General features: G+C 40.2%; 20 protein-coding genes. 12 read left to right on the top strand and 8 right to left on the bottom strand.

The window, feature by feature from the left end; genetic code table 11:
• Positions 1–64 precede the first annotated feature (64 nt).
• On the bottom strand, positions 65–436 hold the full coding sequence (locus V6C71_06885) for a ferredoxin-thioredoxin reductase catalytic domain-containing protein (protein HEY9768221.1): 372 nt from the start codon (positions 434–436) through the stop codon (positions 65–67).
• Positions 437–898: 462 nt separating this feature from the next.
• Between V6C71_06885 and V6C71_06880 the strand changes: the two genes are divergently transcribed.
• On the top strand, positions 899–3,190 hold the full coding sequence (locus V6C71_06880) for a response regulator (GenBank protein ID HEY9768220.1): 2,292 nt from the start codon (positions 899–901) through the stop codon (positions 3,188–3,190).
• Between the two features lie 120 nt (positions 3,191–3,310).
• On the opposite strand, the gene V6C71_06875 is transcribed toward V6C71_06880, so the two are convergent.
• Complete coding sequence (locus V6C71_06875) at positions 3,311–4,105, bottom strand: biotin transporter BioY (protein ID HEY9768219.1); 795 nt, start codon at positions 4,103–4,105, stop codon at positions 3,311–3,313.
• 108 nt (positions 4,106–4,213) lie between these two features.
• On the bottom strand, positions 4,214–4,657 hold the full coding sequence (locus V6C71_06870; protein ID HEY9768218.1) for a gamma-glutamylcyclotransferase family protein: 444 nt from the start codon (positions 4,655–4,657) through the stop codon (positions 4,214–4,216).
• Positions 4,658–4,698: 41 nt separating this feature from the next.
• On the opposite strand from V6C71_06870, the gene xth reads away from it, so the two are divergent.
• Complete coding sequence (gene xth, locus V6C71_06865; protein HEY9768217.1) at positions 4,699–5,475, top strand: exodeoxyribonuclease III; 777 nt, start codon at positions 4,699–4,701, stop codon at positions 5,473–5,475.
• A gap of 120 nt (positions 5,476–5,595) precedes the next feature.
• Here xth and V6C71_06860 read toward each other — a convergent pair whose 3' ends face one another.
• On the bottom strand, positions 5,596–6,186 hold the full coding sequence (locus V6C71_06860; protein ID HEY9768216.1) for an FAD-dependent monooxygenase: 591 nt from the start codon (positions 6,184–6,186) through the stop codon (positions 5,596–5,598).
• Entirely contained in the window at positions 6,176–6,418 is a 243-nt protein-coding gene (locus tag V6C71_06855; protein HEY9768215.1) for a hypothetical protein, read from the bottom strand. The genes V6C71_06860 and V6C71_06855 overlap by 11 nt, the downstream gene beginning before the upstream one ends.
• A gap of 331 nt (positions 6,419–6,749) precedes the next feature.
• Here V6C71_06855 and V6C71_06850 point away from each other — a divergent pair, with 331 nt between their 5' ends.
• A complete protein-coding gene (locus tag V6C71_06850; protein HEY9768214.1) occupies positions 6,750–7,913 on the top strand; it encodes a low temperature requirement protein A in 1,164 nt (387 codons plus the stop codon).
• Between the two features lie 18 nt (positions 7,914–7,931).
• Here V6C71_06850 and V6C71_06845 read toward each other — a convergent pair whose 3' ends face one another.
• Complete coding sequence (locus tag V6C71_06845; protein HEY9768213.1) at positions 7,932–8,423, bottom strand: N-acetyltransferase family protein; 492 nt, start codon at positions 8,421–8,423, stop codon at positions 7,932–7,934.
• A gap of 105 nt (positions 8,424–8,528) precedes the next feature.
• Between V6C71_06845 and V6C71_06840 the strand changes: the two genes are divergently transcribed.
• Together V6C71_06840 and V6C71_06835 are read left to right on the top strand one after the other, a co-directional pair.
• Positions 8,529–9,830 carry a glycoside hydrolase family 10 protein gene (locus V6C71_06840; GenBank protein ID HEY9768212.1) on the top strand — a complete coding sequence of 434 codons (1,302 nt, stop codon included), beginning with the start codon at positions 8,529–8,531 and terminating at the stop codon, positions 9,828–9,830.
• Positions 9,831–9,892: 62 nt separating this feature from the next.
• Positions 9,893–11,359, top strand: coding sequence for a cyclic nucleotide-binding domain-containing protein (locus tag V6C71_06835; GenBank protein HEY9768211.1), 1,467 nt, complete (start codon positions 9,893–9,895; stop codon positions 11,357–11,359).
• A 38-nt stretch (positions 11,360–11,397) separates the two neighbouring features.
• Here the strand turns inward: V6C71_06835 and V6C71_06830 are convergent, their stop codons facing one another.
• Positions 11,398–11,985, bottom strand: coding sequence for a hypothetical protein (locus V6C71_06830; protein ID HEY9768210.1), 588 nt, complete (start codon positions 11,983–11,985; stop codon positions 11,398–11,400).
• Between the two features lie 682 nt (positions 11,986–12,667).
• On the opposite strand from V6C71_06830, the gene V6C71_06825 reads away from it, so the two are divergent.
• Positions 12,668–12,925, top strand: a complete 258-nt coding sequence (locus tag V6C71_06825; GenBank protein ID HEY9768209.1) for a DUF1816 domain-containing protein — start codon at positions 12,668–12,670, stop codon at positions 12,923–12,925.
• Here V6C71_06825 and V6C71_06820 read toward each other — a convergent pair.
• Positions 12,922–13,074: a helix-turn-helix transcriptional regulator gene (locus tag V6C71_06820; protein ID HEY9768208.1), complete on the bottom strand. Its 153-nt coding sequence runs from the start codon at positions 13,072–13,074 to the stop codon at positions 12,922–12,924. The two genes, V6C71_06825 and V6C71_06820, sit on opposite strands and share 4 nt — an antisense overlap.
• 3 nt (positions 13,075–13,077) lie before the next feature.
• Between V6C71_06820 and V6C71_06815 the strand changes: the two genes are divergently transcribed.
• The 6 genes from V6C71_06815 to V6C71_06790 all read left to right on the top strand — a co-directional run bounded on the left by V6C71_06815 (position 13,078) and on the right by V6C71_06790 (position 20,000).
• The gene (locus V6C71_06815; GenBank protein HEY9768207.1) at positions 13,078–13,446 is read left to right on the top strand and encodes a DJ-1/PfpI family protein; all 369 of its coding nucleotides are present in this window, start codon (positions 13,078–13,080) and stop codon (positions 13,444–13,446) included.
• Positions 13,447–13,453: 7 nt separating this feature from the next.
• The gene (locus tag V6C71_06810) at positions 13,454–13,645 is read left to right on the top strand and encodes a hypothetical protein (GenBank protein ID HEY9768206.1); all 192 of its coding nucleotides are present in this window, start codon (positions 13,454–13,456) and stop codon (positions 13,643–13,645) included.
• Positions 13,646–13,721: 76 nt separating this feature from the next.
• Entirely contained in the window at positions 13,722–15,791 is a 2,070-nt protein-coding gene (locus tag V6C71_06805) for an NAD-binding protein (protein HEY9768205.1), read from the top strand.
• 443 nt (positions 15,792–16,234) lie between these two features.
• Positions 16,235–17,233: an ABC transporter substrate-binding protein gene (locus V6C71_06800; GenBank protein ID HEY9768204.1), complete on the top strand. Its 999-nt coding sequence runs from the start codon at positions 16,235–16,237 to the stop codon at positions 17,231–17,233.
• A 221-nt stretch (positions 17,234–17,454) separates the two neighbouring features.
• Positions 17,455–19,005: a sugar ABC transporter ATP-binding protein gene (locus V6C71_06795; GenBank protein HEY9768203.1), complete on the top strand. Its 1,551-nt coding sequence runs from the start codon at positions 17,455–17,457 to the stop codon at positions 19,003–19,005.
• Positions 19,002–20,000, top strand: a complete 999-nt coding sequence (locus V6C71_06790; GenBank protein HEY9768202.1) for a ribose ABC transporter permease — start codon at positions 19,002–19,004, stop codon at positions 19,998–20,000. Before V6C71_06795 ends, V6C71_06790 begins: the two co-directional genes overlap by 4 nt.
• Positions 20,001–20,120 lie beyond the last annotated feature (120 nt).

Genomic DNA, 20,120 nt, shown 5'->3' with positions numbered 1-20,120 from the left:
GTTGCAGGGTTGTAGGGTTATAGTCAAAGGAAGATAGTTAAGCTACTCTTGACTTGTAATATCTTCATTCCATTTCACTACAAAGTTGATTGATTTGTTCGGTGCTGATTTCCTGAATATTACTGGCAAAGGCGTTATCGGGAGTTAAAAATAACATACAGTGACATTTCTTTTCTTCCCGCATTGGAACACAAGGGCAATTCCAATAGGCTTTTTTTACCTCTGCCTGTTTATCTTCATAGTGGCGACAGGGGCATAGAGGAGAACCTAATTCTTGCTTGTGCTGGGCTAATCCTTTAATTACCGCAGCAGTGACTGATAAATTACTGCAAAAATAAGTATCTGTGCGTTGAGCATACTTTTCGGCAAATTTTCTCATAGCTTCTAGATTTTTGTCTTGATTTTGACCTGTAGAGGTTGATTTTGCCGTAGTCATAATCTTAAATAATTGAGTTCAGAAAATGGAAAAGCTGGTTACCCTAATTGTATGTAATTGTATGCCAAACTGATTTTATTTAAGTTTTTGTAAGATTATTCCCAAAGAGTGGGAATAATTATAGTAGCGAAATTAAGATGTCATGAAAATATCCTCTTTAAATAATATAGAATTTCTTGATGTCGAAGAGCTAAAATATCAGTTATAAAGGACTGGTTATGTTAAATACTTAATTTACTCTAATTTATTTAATTAGAAAAATACATAATTAATCTTAGAAAAAGCAAATGATTCCTTTTTGATTGAGCCAAAATCTAGAACTGGCTTTGCCCTTAAACTACCCTTAAACTAAATTGAAAATGCTGATTAATGTTCAGTGTGATAATTAACCATAATTACATTTTTCTATAAGAAGCTAGCTCATAATCTAATATTTGAAGAAGTTACTAATTATCTAACATTATGAACTCATCCAACAACGGTAATAGTGATTACCTTTCAGGTAGTAGCAGTTTGCCCTCAGATGCAGGTCAAACAAAACATGTAAATGATGATGCTGCTACCCCGCCCGATAGTATGATTCGCGTTCTAATCGTAGACGATCAAAAAATGATTAGGGAAGGATTAAAAGCCTTAATCAAAGCAGAACACGATCTCGAAATAGTTGGAGTTGCTGAAAACGGAGAACACGCCGTTAAACAGGTAGAATCTCTCGCTCCAGATGTTGTTCTAATGGACATGGAAATGCCTGGAATGAACGGGATGGAAGCGACAAAGGCGATCTGCCAAAAATTTTCCAAAGTCAAAGTATTAGTGCTTAGTACTTTTGATAATCAGGAATATGTAGCTCGCTCTCTTAGCTCTGGAGCGATGGGCTATCTGCTCAAAGGTACTCCAGCCATAGAATTGACGGATGCAATCAGATCGGTTCATCGTGGCTATGCTCAAATTGGACCAGGAATTTACCGTAATTTGGCTCTACCACAGCCAAAAGACGCATCAAAACTACCAGCTATATCTCCTTTGGCAACTCGCGCCCCAGAAACCGTGGCTCATTCTGAAAAATCTTATCCCCCAGGAGAACTAGTTCGCAGTAAATCTGCTAGAGATATTTCTACTTTGGCTAAACGCAATCCTGCTTCAATCAACACTCGTAAATTTGAGCAAACAGTAATTCTACGCTCTTCTCCTAGATGGTCTCGATTGATTATGGGGTGCATTGTTGGAGTAACTGCGTTTAGTTTGATTTGGGCTAAATTTGCCAAAATTGAACAGGTGATTCCTGCCACAGGCATAATTCAACCAACAGGTGAGTTACAAGAAATTCAAGTGCCTACCAATGGTGTCGTCGAAGAAGTCAAGGTTGAGGAAGGACAACGAGTCAAAAAAGGAGATGTGTTACTGGTTTTAGATTCTACTACTTCTAAGGCACAGGTTGATTCTCTAAGCCAGGTGCGTAAGTCTCTGACTCAGGAAAATAAGTTTTATCGCGCTTTGATGGCAGGAGATCTCGATTCTGGTAATATTAATGGCGCGATCGCGTCATTGAAAATCCCTAAGGAAGTGACTTATTTAACTCGTAATCGAGCCGAGTTAAGAGCAGAAAATCAGCTATTTAATCGTCTTTTGGGTGAGTCTGGAGGTAGCTTAGGCTCAGAACAACAGGCAAGATTAGCAGCCTCTCAAGCAGATATTAGAGAGCGAACAGCAACAGCCAGACTAGAAGTTGAACAGCTAGAAAAACAATTACAGCAAAACAATATTCAATTACAAGACAGCCAAGCGCAGTTAAATACGGCAAAGCAAAATTTAATCGAAATCAAGCAGCGCAACCAAGAGGCGATCGAACAGGCAGAAGATAGCATAAAAATTGAACGTGAAACTTTAGACGCTATTATGCCTGTCTATAAAGAGGGAGGAATCGCCAAAATTCAGGTCGATCAACAAAGGCAAAAAGTTAACGATCGCAATGCCTCAATGGTAGATGACATGAAGGAGGGAAATCTAGAGCGCGATCGTCAACAACAGGAAGCAACGACTCTGCAAGCGGAAATCAACCGTTTATTACAAGAAGAACAGCGGTTGGATCTAGATATCGCCCAGGCGAGAGAACAGTTAAACAACACTACTACTCTATCTAAAAAAGAGCTGTACGATCAACGGGCTGAAAACAGTAAGCGACTGTCAGAAATAGATAGCCAACTAAATAAAACCATCGTGGAAAACGATAAGCAAATTGCCGAAATAAACAGTCAAATTAGCAGTGCCGAACAAAATCTGAAATATCAAACAATTGTTGCTCCCGTTACGGGAGACGTTTTCGATCTCCGCGCCTATCCTGGCTACGTCCCTCCTGCTGGTCAAGCAGCCAATCCAGTGCTGCAAATTGTGCCGACCGAAGATTTAGTAGCGGAAATATTTATTGCGCCTCAAGATATTGGTTTTGTCCGCAAAGGAATGACAACCGACGTGCGGATTAGTGCCTTTAACTACAGTGAATATGGCGATATTAAAGGCAAAGTGGAATTCATCAGTGCCAGTGCTTTAGAGCCAGAACCACCATATGATTTTTTCCGCTATGTTGCTAAGGTGGAACTCGCTCAGGATTATCTCACGATTAGGAATGAAAAGAAATATCTTCAGCCTGGAATGGACGTTCAAGCCAATATTAAAATCAATGAAAACCGTACCGTATGGAACTTGTTAACCGATCAATTCTTAGGTGGAATTGATAATCTGAAGAAACTTGAGTAGCCGATGAACTAAAAATTATTTATGAGCTATTTATTAAGGCGTTTATTTAGAGCGTCTTTTTTTGGATCTTGTTTAATTAGACTAATAGCTAATAGCTAATAGCTAAAAACCGATCGGCTTTTAAGTAAACATCATTTTTCGCATCACAAAAGCAACTAAACTTACGGCACAAACTACCGCCAATTGTCCTGGAAGGGGATGAATTGAATAAATAGCGATCGCCTGGATGAGAGAATTAATTTCTTCTTCCAAACCAGTTGTGTAATACATCACCGTAAGATAAATAATACCTATTAGATGAATTACAATCAGCCCAGCCAAACAGCTAGCAACTAAAGTTGAAAACTTTACCAGTGTTTGGAAGGACAGCCAGCCACACAGCCAAGCACCTAAAATAAACCCAATTAGATAACCAAAGTGGGGTTGTTGGAGATAATCTAAACCACCACCGCGATCGAAGATAGGCAATCCTGATATACCTAACAAAACATAAGCAGTTTGCGAGATCAAAGCAGCATTTTTGCCACCCAAGCAAGCGGTAAGCAATACTGCACCTACCTGATAGCTAACTCCCAAAGTTTGAACCCCAAATCCATTTCCCCACCATGACCAAGGAGCAGCAATAGTATAAGCTGGAATAAAAGTACCACCAGTAGTCAAAATTACGCCAATAGCAGCCCAAAGTAAGACTTCTGGTACAGGTGGTACGTGAGGACGATTGGGTTTGTCTAAAGTCAAATCAAGCTGATTTCGTAACCACTGGTTTTCTTTTTGTAAGTTCTCTAATTTATCCTGCTTTTGTTGGAGTAGCTGCTGTAGGCGATCAATAGTTGCTTTAACTGGGTGAGGGGTAACTCCCCATTCATAGTCGGTAATATCAGAATTAGGTTTGGGCGATTCTTTTAGGTTGGACATAGACCCAGGCGATTGAGAGCATTTTCCAGTTTAGCTTCGGATCGATTATTTGTTTATTTGTCGCGCAAATAAATTCAAGTTAATTTTATTGATGATTTGTCAATAACTCTAAAATTGACTTGAATTTAAAGAAATATTTAGTGAACCAGTCCAACAACCTGAAGTAATTTTCTTTCCTTGATGTTGTTTAATTCTAGCGATCGCCATATAGTATGCCCAGGCTTGACCAATTAAGCGATCGCTGTAATTATAAACTGAAGCTAACTGTCGATAATATTCATTTAGCTCGGGGGTTCGTTGTTCATGATAATCTTCAAGTCGATCTAAACTAGCTAAAATGCTGAAATCGTTAAACCTTAAAACAACTCCGTGAACTTGGTTTTCTCCCTGGCTCATGGCAGGATAGCCTATCGGTAAGGCATATAAATCTCCCCTGGTATAAACAGGTATTTGAGATACTACTTTTGCGCCACAGTAAGCCGAATAATTAGCTTCTCCTGGCTTGAGAGTGCCATAAACAAAAACATCAAGGGTTGATAACTGAGATTTCATGGCGATAATTTACTCGAGCATTAATAATTAGGATTTAATCATTGAAAGTAGCTACTTGGAACGTTAATTCAATTCGCACTCGCCTACAAATTGTGACAAATTGGTTACACCAATATCAGGTAGATGTGCTTTGTCTACAAGAAACTAAAGTCCAAGATCGTGACTTTCCGCGATCGCCTTTTGAAGATTTGGGTTACAACGTTTATATTTCAGGTCAAAAGTCATATAATGGCGTAGCTCTTTTTAGTTTAAATCCACTTAGGGAAGTAACCTGCGGGTTTAGTCCGATTGTAGGGGATGCAGGATTAGATGAGCAGAAACGGGTAATTAGCGGGATTGCTGGCGACGTGAGGATTGTTAATCTTTATGTGCCTAACGGAGCGGCGATCGCTAGTGAAAAATATGAATACAAGCTTAACTGGCTTAAAATGCTGCGAGAATACCTGCAAATTCTACAAACAAAAGAAGCAAAAATATGCGTCTGCGGTGACTTTAACATTGCTCTAGAAGATAAAGATATTTACACTGATAAGGCCAGAGATAAACACATTATGTCTTCTCCTGGAGAAAGAAATGCTCTAAATCAGCTATTAAAACTTGGTTTGCGAGATGCTTTTCGTAAATTTACCACCGACGGAGGACACTATAGCTGGTGGGATTATCGCTCTGGCGGTTTTACGCGTAACCAAGGCTGGCGAATCGACCATCATTATCTGACAGAAAAACTTTACCAACAAGCAACTAAATGCTGGATTGATGTCGAACCTAGAAAGTTAGCAAAACCTAGCGATCATGCTCCTGTAATTGTAGAATTTTAATTTTCTTCAAAAAGAAGTCTCCCGATTTATACCACAAGGGTACAATGTCGGCGGGAGTCGTCAAACTGCTTTCTTTTTACGCATTCGACCAATAGTTAAGCTTTGTTGGCGACTGGTATTTTAATATTCGTGAACAATCGGTTTTCTTTCGGCTTCAAATTGAGCTAAGGCTTCAGGAATACTCTTAGCCGAAACCAAAATATGGCATAAAGTTAAACCATCTTCCCAACCAGAGGTCATTCCCTTAGCGCGAGTCGGACTTTTAGCATGAGCCGCATCACCAATTAATAATATCCTGCCCCGATGTAGTCTTGGTAAAGGATCTATATCATAAGAGTAGCGCGTCACTATTTGTTCTGGTGGTGTAGATTCAATTACAGTTCGTGGTTTTGCAGGTAATTTAGCCAACTCTGACGCGGGAATCGGCACGTAACCCGAAGAATTATGATTATATTGCTGGTCTTCTTCTTCCATAAAAAAGCCCCAATGGGTCAAACCATGACCGAGATCGAAGAAGTTGGCATAGATACCACGACCTCTGATATAAACTATAAAATTGCCATCAGTGCAAAAATCATGATCGGCAACCACGCTTCGCCAAACAAGATCGCCTAAGTAAAAGGGTTTTACATTTGGTACAACTAACTTTCTGACAGCAGAAAACAAACCATCCGCACCAATCAGCAAATCACCTTGCCATCTAAGTTCCATCTTTGAAATGTGCTGTTACCAGATCCTCAGTCTGAGTTATCGATTCAAATTCAGCATCAAGATGCAGAGATTCTGGAGGCAAAAATGCCAATAACGTTTCTAAAATTACTTTACGGTGGATCAGCATACCTGGTAATTCATTTGCCTGGTATTCGGGCGATCGCGAATTTGCTAATTTATCTTTGAGGTTACGAAACTCAAATTTGCTCACCTTAACTCCGGCCTGAAGCATTTGTTCGCATAGCTCAAAGTTTCCCTGTTGCAGTGCTGTTATACCGCTAGAGGTTAGTAAGATGCCGCAGCCATCGGTACGAGGAAAAGCTGACTTTTAAAATATATCTATTTGATACCCTTTTTGCGCCAACAAGATAGCTAAAAATATTACCGATGAGCCTGCGCCAATGATGCCGATTTTGCTATCTATTGAAACCATAAACTAATCTCCTAATGTAGGTTAATTATGTATCGATGTCAGGGCGATCCGCCCTTAGCTGAAGTTTTTATCTTTAAGATAATACTTCTGGTAAATTTATGAGTAACTAAATGCTTGTGAGCTTATCATCATGACGAGAGCCATATTTCAACCACCAAAATTACGTCGAGAAGAATGTGAGGACGGTGAACGTAGGGCAACCTGGTTAGAGTTATTTTTCGATTTAATCTTCGTAGTAGCGATCGCGCAGTTAGCCCATAATTTTAACGAAGACTTTAACTTTATGGGTCTAGTCAAACTGGGAATTTTGTTTATCCCTGTATGGTGGTGTTGGATTGGCGCAACCTTTTACGATACTCGTTTTAATAACGATGGTTTGGTAGATCGTTTGATTACGTTGAGCCAAATGGCGATCGCAGCAAGTATGGCAGCCAATATTCATCATGGATTAGACAGTTCTTCGGTGGGCTTTGCCCTTAGCTACATCTCATTTCGCGGTGTGTTGATCTGTCAATATCTTCATGCGGGATATCATGTACCCCAAGCAAGACCTTTAACTAGTTGGTATGCGATTGGTTTTACGATCAGCATTGTCTTTTGGTTAGCTTCGATATTTGTTCCTATTCCCTGGCGTTTTATGTTGTGGGGTATCGGGTTAATTGTTGATTTTGCTACTCCTTTAACAGCAGGGAAGCGAGTAGTTAAAGTTCCACCCAATATGGCTCATACTACCGAAAGAATTGGGCTGTTTACAATTATTGTTTTAGGTGAATCGATTGTTGCCGTAGTAGGCGGGGTATCGGAGATCGGATGGACTCCAATTTCCATCGCGATCGCTTTATTAGGCTTATCTATCGCCTTCAGCTTTTGGTGGATGTATTTCGACACTGTAGAGGAATCTCCCCTCCAGGCGATGAGAAAAGGGGATATGGTGGTTGCTCTCACCTGGCTTTACTCTCACTTACCTTTGGCTGTTGGTTTGACTGCCACAGGAGTTGGAGTAGAAAAAATGATTCAGGGCTTAGGACATGATTCGGCTATGGGTGAAAAAGTCTTGTTTTGTTTAGCAGTGGCTTTATGTCTTTTGATTCTTTCTAATCTGCATTGGACAACTTGCGAACTAGGACGAACTAAATGCAAAAGAATTTTGACCTTTTATCGTTTGGGTGCAGCAGCTTTTGTTTTAATTTTAGCTCTTGCTAGTAGTGTTCTATCTTCCTTAGTAATTATTACCTTAGTGGCATTTGCCTGTATGATTCAAATCGTTTTAGATATTTTTAATACTTGTTCTTAGTATTTAGTGGAGGCAGAATTAGCTGTCGATCTTACGCCCTAAAATTACTAAGCTTTTCTCTATTCCATCAAGTTCAGCAATATTTGGTAGATAACCCCACTGGTTAAAACCATTGCTTGAAAAGAGGTTAAGGCTAGGTTGATTGTGAGCGAAAACAAAGCCTAGCAGGGTGGTGAGCCGTAGTTGAGGACTCTGAGCGATCGCCTGTTGTAAAAGCTGACTACCAATACCCTGATGATGATATGCTGTTGCCACATAAATACTAATTTCGGCGGTATGCAGATATGCGGGACGACCATAAAAATTTTGAAAACTAAGCCAGCCTAGCATCTGATTTTGTTCACCTGCTACCCACAGGGGACGATTGGGAGAATGATTATGATACCAATTTAGTTTATCGTCAACACTGACAGGTTCGATATCCGCAGTTGCCAGACGACCAGAAATACTTTGATTATAGATATCGACAATTGCAGTTAAATCTGCTGCTACAGCATCACGAATATTCATCGGATAAGATTATTGAATAAAACTCAATTCAGTTGTACGGCTTGTCAAAGAAGGTCTAGCAATAAACCGTTATAATCGCCATATTCTATAAATATTACGGCATTCATGAAAGAACGCATTGCCAAAACATTTGATATCTACGCCAATAAATTGGTTCAGTTTAGCCAAACAAAAGGTCGTCTATCTTGGTGGATTTTTCTGTTTATTTTGGCACTTACCTTAGTGTCAATTACCCCGCTTCCCGGTCATTCCCAGCTATTGACAATTAAGCCTCCTGCCGACCAAATTTGCCAGCTCGATACGCCTAGAGAAATACGGGGAGTATGGCTGACTAATGTAGATAGTGATGTTCTGTTTGAAACAGCTAAAACCGCCGAGGCGATCGCACTGTTAGCTGAATCTAATTTTAATACAGTTTATCCGACAGTCTGGAACTGGGGCTATACTCTTTATCCTTCCAAAGTGTCCGAAGCGTTTACTGGATTAGCTCTTGACCCCACTGAAGGACTACAGGAACGAGATATCTTAGCAGAAATTATCACCGCAGGACATAAGCAAGGAATGAGCGTAATTCCTTGGTTTGAGTTTGGCTTTATGGCTCCTGCTGATTCAGAATTAGCTAAACGCCATTCCCAGTGGCTGACTGAAAGAGAAGATGGCAGCACTATTTGGTGGGAAGGAGATATACATCAACGGGTGTGGTTAAATCCCCTGCGCCCTGATGTGCAAAAATTTATGACGGATTTAATTGTCGAGATAGTCAGTAACTACGATATCGACGGCATTCAGCTAGACGACCATTTTGGCTATCCCTCAGAATTTGGCTACGATGAATATACGGTCGAGCTATATCAACAAGAGCATCAGGGTCAACTACCGCCATCAGACCCTCAAGATGCAGATTGGGTGCGCTGGCGTGCTGATAAAATTACGGCTTATGTTGAAACACTGTTTCATGAGATTAAACAGCATAACCCTCAAGCAATTGTTTCCCTGTCTCCCAACCCCCAGGATTTTTCCCTCAACTCCTTCTTGCTTGATTGGCACCAGTGGGAGCGAAAAGGCTTGATTGAAGAACTAATTGTCCAGATATATCGCGATCGCAACGACAGCTTTAGACAAGAATTAGAACAGCCTGAAATCTTAGCAGCCAAGGAGCATATTCCCGTAGGTATCGGTGTTTTGTCGGGTTTAAAAGGTCGCCCCATACTGTGGCATAAAATTTATCAGCAGGTTAAAATCGCTCGCGAGCGTGAGTTTGCTGGAATATCTTTTTTCTTCTATGAAAGTCTTTGGAATTTAGCAACCGAATCTCCCCAAAGAAGACAGGCTGCTCTTAAAAATTTATTTCACCATCAAGCGCAACGACCCAATTTATCTGACTGCAAATTCTTTTCTCAGCAATGATGCTCGACGAGATCATTTTGGGAACTATTACCTGGGGTGCAGCATGGAGAACCCATATATAAATGGATAGTAAATTAAAGTATTTAACTACTGAAGACTATAATATTTTATTAGAAAAAGCCCAGGTGGCAACCTATAAACAGCATGAAGTAATTTTAAAAGAAGGTCGTTTATCTCAGGCAATATATCTAGTACGCAAAGGCATGGTCAGAGTCGAAAGGGCAGCCTCGGGTCGAGATGTGGCGATCGCTTTTTTGGAGCCTGGAGAAGTTTTTGGTGAATTGTCTTTTTTGGAAGAAGTTCCGACTAATGCTGCGGTAATTGCTCAAGACAATGTAGAAGTATGCGTGTTAGACCAACAAAATCTTTATTCGTTGCTAACTTCTGTACCTGGTTTATCAGATCGTTTTTATCAGTCTTTGGCACACAATCTTTCTAGTCGTTTACGTCAGACTTCTTCTTTAGTAGCTCATTTGATGCGACGGGTGCGCATTGCGCCCACGTATGACACCCAGCGTACAGGACAAGAAGGACAAGATGCTATTCCGCCTGAATTAATCGGCGAAACCGAGCTGTTTAAAAAAAATATTTACAGTATTGAGCAGGCAATTCGCGGTAAAGAACTCAGCGAAACCGAAGCTCAAGAACAAATTAATAAAATCTGTAATATGCTGATTAGCTCTTTACGAGAGCAAATTATCCAAGAACCTAAAATTCAAAAAGCGATTGGGACTTATCTTTTCCGCGAAACGTTTCCGTTTTATATGCTCAGTAGCTTCTTTGATCGCTCTTTTCGTCGTCCAGGTGGCTATGTCAGCGATTCTTATATTACCGAAATCCTTTCCCAAAATGAGCCAGAAGGCGATGGACATCTAGGGATTTATTTAGATCGCTGGATTCGTTCTTTGCCTACCTGTTTGGCTTTAAAAAATCGTGGCGGCATAATTACCGAAACTATCAAACAGTTAACAAAACATTGGTCAGCGAATAACCCGATGCCCGTGACTAGTATTGCTAGTGGTACAGCTTCAGAAATTATGGATCTTTATTTTCAGACTTCTCCACCCAACGTTCACGTTACCTGTATTGACTTCAATCATCAAGACTTATCCTCTGCTGCCAATGTGGCTCATAAATGGGGCTTTCGAGATCATCTGACCTTTATTCAAGATAATTTCTTTTTATTAGCCGAAGGCTACAGTCACATTGATATTCCTCCCCAACAAATGATTTATAGCGTCAGTATGGCAAATTACCTGCGCGATCGCGAATTTATTGGAATCTTGGACTGGATTTATGACCGTCTTTTACCTAATGGAACAGTAATTTTGGGCAATTTACACGCTGCAAATCCCGACCGTGTTTTATTGGAACATATCCTAGAATGGCACTCAATTTATCGCTTTGCCGAAGATCTAGAAAAGTTGTTTTCTCATTCTAAATTCCGTTCTTTACCCGTTCAAATTCAGTCTGACGAATATGGAGTGGAATTATTTGTCGTCTGTACTAAAACTTGGCAACAGGAATAGTTAATCATTAAATAATTAACCGTAGCGATTCTTTTATTTTATTCTTCTCGACTCCATAAAGCTAATCCACCACCTCTACCTCTAGCCGCAATTAAATTGTCTTGAATTAAAAAATATCTGAAAAAAGCCTGATGCTTAATTTCTTTTTGCTCGAACTCCGCTTCTTTTTTTAATCCGTTTTTAATATAGCCATCATACAAACTCAACCCTAATACGACAATTTTTAGATAGGTAAAGTCAAAAGCTAAAATTCCTTTGGGCGGCATAAATTTAATAGGCCCAGTTAGAGAAAGCTCAACAAAACCAATTTTTACGGAGTTGATTACTTTACCAATGTTGGCAATTTCTTGCCTGTCTTTTTGATAAGAAATTTTGATTTTAATAAGTCGAGGAATATATTTTCCTGCACCTAAGACAATACCTGCTCTTTTTCTGGCTTTTTTGGTTCCAGTAACAAAGCACAAGTTCCAATTGCCAGTTAAATCGGCAAGAGAATATTTAGTTTTTTCTTTCGCGCTCTTTTCAAGCTCAAGCAAAGCCTCAACTACTTCAGCTGAATTTGGCAGATTGGCTCGAGATTTTTTAAACTTAGCTGCTTGTTCTAGTAATGATAAATGGGTTAACATAGCAAATTATCATTTTAGGTAAATAGCATTATACTTTACATATCGATTAAGATTTATTACATCGCTGGGCAAAATTAAGTATTTATTTTAAATACATTCTTTGATGAATAGTTTCAGCTTGTAACTGTAGTATTACAAATATTTAGCGTTTTTAGGCAGATTAATTTATCGATGTATAGATACTGTGTTGCAGGTCTGAGCAAAACTTAAGCAAAATACCAAAAAGTTCTGATTAGTTTCAATTATATTAAAGCAATTCAGTGAAAAATCCCAAAAAACTATTGAATCAAGTAGAATTACAGAGTTAAAAATTCAAAAATAGTTAGATTAATCAAAAAATCAGGAGTTATGCAGTAATGCCAAAAGATTAACTTATAACTTATAGTTGGATTAAAATTTTTCTAAATAAGGTAAATTAATATACTCGAGTAGCTTTATGCTCTAAAAAAAACGCAAATTATCTTCTCTATCTCAACTAAATCAGCTTATAGTACTGACAATTATGTGCAATCGCCCATAATTGCTGTTTGAGGCGTGTAATAAAAATATGTATTTAATTACTCTTTGTCTAAAAGCAGATCTTTGCCATTTCTAATTACTATACCCATAGTTGAAAAATAGCTTAACTGCAAGAACACTCTATTTCTAGATATTAATATCTGTTTAAAAAGCGAAGTTTACTATGTCTTTGACCACAAAATTATTAAAGATAATCGGTTTAAAAAAATCCTCGAAGCTACCTTACTGGCTGAAAATAAGTACCAAAGTTCCACAGTGCGTTTACTATTTCGGCCCTTTTGAGAGTTTTTCAGAAGCAAAGACATCGCAGCCTGGCTATATCGAAGATTTGCTAGAGGAGAATGCTCAGGGCATACACATTGAATTAGAACAGCGATCGCAGCCAGAAAACCTGACTATTTATGAAGATGATATTTTCTAGTGGTTTAAAAGCTCTTTAATTTTGAACACCATTTCTGTTCGAGAATGAACTTCTAACTTAATAAACATTCGTTTAAGAGCTTGTTTAACCGTATTTTTGCTAATCCATAACTCTTGAGCAATATTATTATTGGTCAAACCTTGCGCCACTAAATTGGCAAGTCACTAAAACCTGTAATAAGTAATGAAGGTTTAATCCTAACTCCCACAGTAGATTTTGATAATTGTCCTCAACTAGATGTAATTTGTGTCCCTGGCGGAGGTATGGGACAAGTTGAGATAATGCAAGATGAAGTAACTTTAGAATTTTTACAACGTCAGGCTAGAGAAGCTCAATATATTACTAGCGTCTGTACAGGTTCAATGATTTTGGCTGCTGCGGGGTTGTTACAGGGTTATCAAGCAACTTGTCATTGGGCATTTCGAGATCGGCTAAAGATGTTGGGGGTAGAAGTTATTCCTCAAAGAGTTGTAATCGACAGGAACACAAATTACAGGCGCAGGAGTTACTTCGGGAATTGATTTTGGTTTGATTCTACTGGACTTATTATGTGGCGAAAACGTAGCTAAAATGACTCAGTTAATGATGGAATATAGTCCCCAACCACCCTTCAACTCTGGTACTCCAGACACAGCAGATCCCCAAACTGTAGAGTGCTTACTCGATGCAGGAAAGCCTCTGATTGATGCCTTTAGGACACAAACTCAATTAAATTTGTGAAAATGACTATGGTGCGTTGACTTAAAAATAATTGATAACGCTAGTCAATTGGCCGTAATGCTGCCATCAACAGACAATGCCTACTTCTAACACCATTAATCACGAAACTAACCAAGATCTTTTCTTAGTATGCGGTCTGAAAAGTTTAGGGCAACACTGTGTTGCAGTTCTTAAAGATTACAATGTCAAAGTTCGTGCTATTGATGATATACAACCCGAATATTGGGAAGTTCCCGAATTACTTAGCTTACTAGACCAATTAATCATCGGAGATTGTCGTCAAGCAAGCGTTTTAGAGCAAGCTGGAATCGGAGAGTGTCGTTCGATACTTTTGGTAACAGAGAACGAGCGAATTAATATAGAAGCTGCTTTTGTCGCACGGCGTATTAATCCGCAGGTTCGTCTAATTGTAAGTTCTGACCAACAAAATTTTAACCAACTGCTGTCTGAAAATTTGGGCAATTTTGTCGCTTTTGAGCCTAACCATCTCTCGGCTCATGCTTTTGCTTTGACAGCGCTAAGATCTGAAGCTATTGGCTATTTTACTTTAGAAGGGCAACTATTACGAGTCATTGAACATCAAGTAAAACCAAAGGATAGTTGGTGTAATGATAAACCAGTATACAGACTCAATCTTACAACTCGCTGCATCTTGAGTCATATCCCGGTTGACTCTCACACACCGCCGCAATTTTATAACTGGAATCCAGAAGCCATAGTACAAATAGGAGACACTCTAATTTATCTTGAAGTTGTGCGCGAACTGGCTTTATCCGAGCCATCTTTCATCAAGAGCCCTAAAGGATTAGCTTCGCGTCACGATCGCGCTTGGCAATGGCAATTTTGGCAAAGCATTACACCAAATAAGCTCTGGCAGAAAACAGTCCGATTTTGGCAAGATCACTACCAAAGCCAAAATCAAATTCGGCGAATTGCTACTATCTATGCAGTTACTGTCTTCACCCTGTGGATTTTTGGGATATTTATTTACCGTTTTTATTATCCTGGCATTACTTTCTCTGAAGCTTTCTATGCAACAGCCGTTTTGCTCTTGGGAGGATACGGAGATTTATTTGGCGGGGTTAAATTTACCTCTGCGCTACAATCTTCTGACTATATGCCCTGGTGGCTGCGGTTGTTTAGCCTGGGCTTAACCTTGATCGGTCAAGCTTTTGTCGGAGTATTATATGCCTTGCTGACTAGTGCTTTGGTCACTTCTAGATTCCAGTTTTTTGATTCTGCTCCTCCAATACCACAACGCAACCATGTAGTACTCGTTAGCTTGAATAGTTTGGGGCAAAGAGTAGCAGCTATTTTGCAAGAACTTAACCAGCCGTTAGTGGGACTTAATATTAGCACACAGGAACGACAGGCTTTACCTAACATACCCCTAGTTGAAGGTAATGTCACCGAAGCACTCGTTAAGGCAAATCTTGCCAATGCTAAAAGCATCCTGTTACTTGGGGATGATCATCTAGAAAATCTCGAAATTGGCTTGATGGCTCAGGCGATCGCTCCCGCAATTCCCTTAATTATTCGTACTCAAGATCGCCAATTTAATGATAGTGTAGCTTCTTTGTTTGTTGATGCTAAAGTCTTGTGTGATGCGGTTTTATCAGCGGAAGTCTTTGCTTGTGCTGCTTTTGGCGAAAACGTTCTTAGCTTCTTTCACTTAAGCGAGCGCATTGTGATGGTAACGGAATATAACATCGAAGCAGGTGATACTCTCAATGGATTACTTCTATCTGAGTTCGCTCATGGCTATGGTGTCGTGCCGATTCTTTATCAACAATATCGACAACACCATTACTTGATGCCTTGGAAAGATGTAGAGCTTCAGGTTGGCGATCGCTTAATCGTATTAGCTACAAGTAATGGTTTACAGCAAATTGAATGGGGTGAAATGCTACCTCGTTTTTGGCAGGTACAAATAGATCGAGCTTTGACTGAAAATGCTACTGCCAAGGGTATAGAGAAAATCATGGAGATCGCGCAATGTAATTATACTGAGGCTCGGCAATGGCTGAATAATCTGCCCATAGTCTTACCAAAATCGTTTTATCAATACCAAGCTCAACATTTGGTACGCGAGCTAAAAAAAGCAGGAATTATAGCAAGTTTAATCTCCCTTAAGCCTTCTGATTAGTAAATTTATGGCGATCGCTAGATCCATAAAAACAGTGAAAATAAGGAAGGCATATACTTGCCAATCCCTCGTCGACTAGAATTAGCCACAATTAATCTTGAGTTTATTCAAACTTCAAATTTCTTAAACTTTTAATTGCCAAAAAACCCGCACTACAACTAAAGCTATTTCTTTACTACAAGCAGCTTCCAACCATTTATCACTACCTTCATCAACCATAAGCCAGAGCGGAAAAGAAAATTAATATACGTTCTCATAAAATGTCTGCCAAGATTAAAGAATAGTTCACTAACAGTAGTCTCTTATACACTGTAATGCACTAAAAATAGGTCTAAGTTTTTACACCTAGTTTGAATTTTGAAAAATTGGCAGATTTAAATACTGCTGGGCTTGAGTAAATTTTCAAAAGTTGATGGGGAAAAATGAAGGCGAACAAAATAGCGATGCGTAGGGGAAAGCGCATTAAGACAGCGATCTCTGCTAGCATCTTGGGGCTAGTAAGTGGTACTCTTTTCGGCTGTACGAATACCTCTTCTAATGACAATGCTACTAACGTAAGTATGCAAAGCCAGGAAGATGCAAAGTTAGACTCGGTAGGTGTCACCGTTGGCGATCTAAGCAACCCCTTCTTCGTCGTCATGGCGCAAGGAGCCGAACAAGCCGCAAAAGAGATTGGCGGTGATGATGTCAGAGTGACTACAGTTTCTAGTGGCTATGACTTAAATCAGCAGTTTAATCAACTCGAAAACTTTGTGGCTGCCGATACGGACGTAATTGTCCTCAATGCTGCTGATAGTAAAGGAATTAGACCAGCCGTCGATCGAGCGAGGAAAGCGGGTAGTGTCGTGGTTGCGGTAGATACAGGCATAGAAGCAGATGTAGATGCTACGGTAACGACAAATAATCTGCAAGCTGGAGAAGTAAGCTGTCAATACATCGCCGATCGCTTAAACGGTCAAGGCAATGTAGTAATTGTTAATGGACCTCCAGTAACTTCCGTAATTGAGCGAGTGGATGGCTGTTTAAGTGTGTTATCCAAATATCCGAAGATCAAAATTCTCTCTAAAGATCAGAACGCAGAAGGAAGCCGAGATGCAGGTTTGAGAGTAATGAGTGACTTGCTGACTACTTTCCCCGATATCGATGCGGTTTTCGCGATCAACGACCCCAGTGGTGTCGGAGCAGATTTGGCTGCTAATCAAGCAAAACGCGATGACTTTTTTATCGTTGGAGTTGATGGTGCGCCAGAAGCGATCGATGCGATCGCCTCTGAAGACAGTATCTATGCTGCCACAGCAACCCAAGATCCCAGAGGAATGGCCCAAACCGCAGTCAGGGTAGGAAATAAGGTCTTGCAGGGTCAAAAACTTGAAACTGAAGATATTTTGATTCCAGTCAAGCTAATTACTAAAGAAAATGTTGACACAGCACAAGGTTGGTAAAAAGGCACAAGTCAGCGATATTTAAACAAATTTAAGAGTATTTCTGTCAAATATTCCAAAAATTCTGGTTAATCCGATTCAAGTTAGAGCTAATTGTTAAAACAAAAGCTCTTAGCTTAGCTTTGCTCTTAGCTTTTAGTTGGTTTAAGCAAAGCGAGTTTTAATTACATAACTTATTTTCGAGCAACCAGATTAAAAATTATTTTTAACAGGATTTACTTATGACAGCACATATTAAAACGGATTCCGAGGCATCAAGCGTTACTCCCGTATTAGAAATGCGGGGAATTGCAAAACGATTTCATGGTGTTTCAGCATTAGAAAATGTTGCTCTAACGATTTATCCAGGAGAAGTTCATGCTCTGATGGGTGAGAATGGAGCGGGTAAAAGCACTTTAATGAAGATCCTAGCTGGAGCTTACATTGCCGATGAAGGTGAGATTCGCATCAATGGCAAGCCTGCAAAAATTACCGATCCAGCTTCAGCACGTAAAGCGGGTATCAATCTAATCTATCAAGAACTTAATGTTGCGCCCAATTTAACCGTTACCGAAAATATGTATATGGGTAGCGAGTTGAAAAAGGGTCAATTTTTAAACCGCCAAGCCATGCAAGCAGAAGCCCAAAAAGTGTTAGATAGTTTGGGAGCTACTTTTGGCGCAAATACCATCGTTGGCAGTTTGGCGATCGCCGAACAGCAGCAGGTAGAAATTGCGCGGGCATTAAAAGATAATAGCCGTATTTTGGTGATGGATGAGCCGACAGCAGCCTTATCCGACCGAGAAACCGAGCGTTTGTTTGAAGTAATTCGCCAACTGCGCCATAACGGCATTGCAATTATCTATATCAGCCATCGGATGGAAGAAATCTATGCTCTGGCAGATCGAATTAGCGTATTGCGGGACGGTCAATATATTGGCAGTCTCACTAGGCAAGAAATTTCTCCCCAACGCTTGGTACAGATGATGGTCGGTCGTTCAATGCAGGACTTTTATGAACATCAACGGCGAACTAATCCTGGCCCCGTGGTGCTAGAAGTCAGAAATATTAGTGACGGGCGCAAGGTGCAGCCAGCTAGTTTTCAACTTCATGCAGGAGAGATCCTTGGCTTAGCAGGACTAGTCGGTGCAGGACGCACAGAAGTATCGCGATTGATCTTTGGTGCTGACCCCAAAGCGAGTGGTGAAGTTTGGCTTAATGGCAAAAAACTGAAGATTAATTCCCCTGGTGATGCTATTGCTGCTGGCATTGGCTACGTCCCAGAAGACCGCAAAGATCAAGGTTTGTTTCTGGAAATGAGTTCTCGCAAAAATATTGGTTTAAATCGATTAAAGCAGGATGCCAAGGCTGGTTTGGTTAATTGGGGTTCGGTAAATAATATTGCCAAGCAAGCGGTGGAAAACTTTAATATTCGACTCGCCAATTTAGAAATTAGAGCCGTAGATCTCTCTGGTGGCAATCAGCAAAAACTACTACTAGCAAGATGGCTAGCGATTAAACCCACGGTATTGATGTTGGATGAGCCGACACGAGGGGTAGATATCGGTGCTAAGAGCGAAATTTACCGCATTATCAGCGATTTAGCAGCTCAAGGCGTAGCGATTTTGATGGTTTCGAGTGAACTAGCAGAAATTATCGGCATGAGCGATCGCGTTTTAGTAATGCGAGAAGGTCAGCTAGTGGGTGAGCTTGACGACAGTGCGGGTCAAGAAATTACTCAAGAAAATATTATGCAATATGCAACTGGAGCAACGGAGGTAGTAGCATCATGAGACAAAGTTTAAAACCTGCCGAAACTAGAGCAGGTAAGTATCCCAAGTCAAGCAAGCGTCGTTCCCTCAACAATTTTGTTCAGGTTGCAGGTATTCTGCCGATTTTGTTACTAATCTGCATTTTATTTGCTCTGCTTAGTCCTAACTTCCTTAGCGCAGGTAATGCCGTTAATATCCTGCGCCAGGCATCAATTAACATTGTCTTGGCAACGGGGATGACTTTTGTGATTCTTACTGGCGGTATTGACCTTTCAGTGGGATCTATTTTGGCGGTTTCTGCTGTCGTAGCGGTATTAGTCTCTCTACTGCCAACTATTGGTTGGCTGGCTGTTCCTGCTGCCTTGCTAACAGGATTGTTGTTAGGTCTAGTTAACGGCACACTGATTACTTTTCTGAATGTGCCACCGTTTATTGTCACCTTGGGTACGCTGACAGCCTTGCGAGGTACTGCCTATTTGGTTGCCAATGGCACGACGGTGATCAACCGCGACATCAATTTTGCTTGGATTGGTAATAGCTATATCGGTCCTCTTCCCTGGTTGGTAATCATTGCCTTGTTAACCGTAGCGGTAAGTTGGTTTGTTCTGCGACAAACTGTTCTGGGGGTACAAATATATGCTGTTGGTGGTAACGAACGGGCAGCAAGACTGACTGGAATAAAAGTGAATCGGGTACTGTTATTTGTCTACGGCGTAAGTGGATTACTGTCAGGTTTAGCAGGAATCATGAGTTCTAGTCGTCTTTATAGTGCTACTGGTTTGTTAGGTCAAGGCTACGAATTAGATGCGATCGCTGCTGTGATTCTTGGTGGAACTAGCTTCACTGGCGGTATTGGGACTATTATCGGTACTCTTTTTGGGGCGTTAATCATTGCCGTTCTCAACAATGGTTTGACCCTATTAAATATGTCTTACTTCTGGCAATTAGTAGTCAAAGGTTTAGTAATTATTGCGGCCGTAATCATCGACCGACTCCGCAAACGGTCTAGAAGATAAATTCTCGGCGAGAGATCTGGTAAGGGCGATATCTCCTTCACAGACGCTACTTAACACGTAAATCGCCCCTAATCCTAATCAATCTGTGGTTTTTGGGATGTACCAATAATCAAATATTTA

Origin of the sequence: Coleofasciculaceae cyanobacterium, from assembly GCA_036703275.1 — a bacterium.
Lineage (GTDB): Bacteria > Cyanobacteriota > Cyanobacteriia > Cyanobacteriales > Xenococcaceae > Waterburya.
The sequence above is the reverse complement of the archived record's forward strand: the minus strand, read 5'-3'. Positions and strand labels throughout refer to the sequence as shown.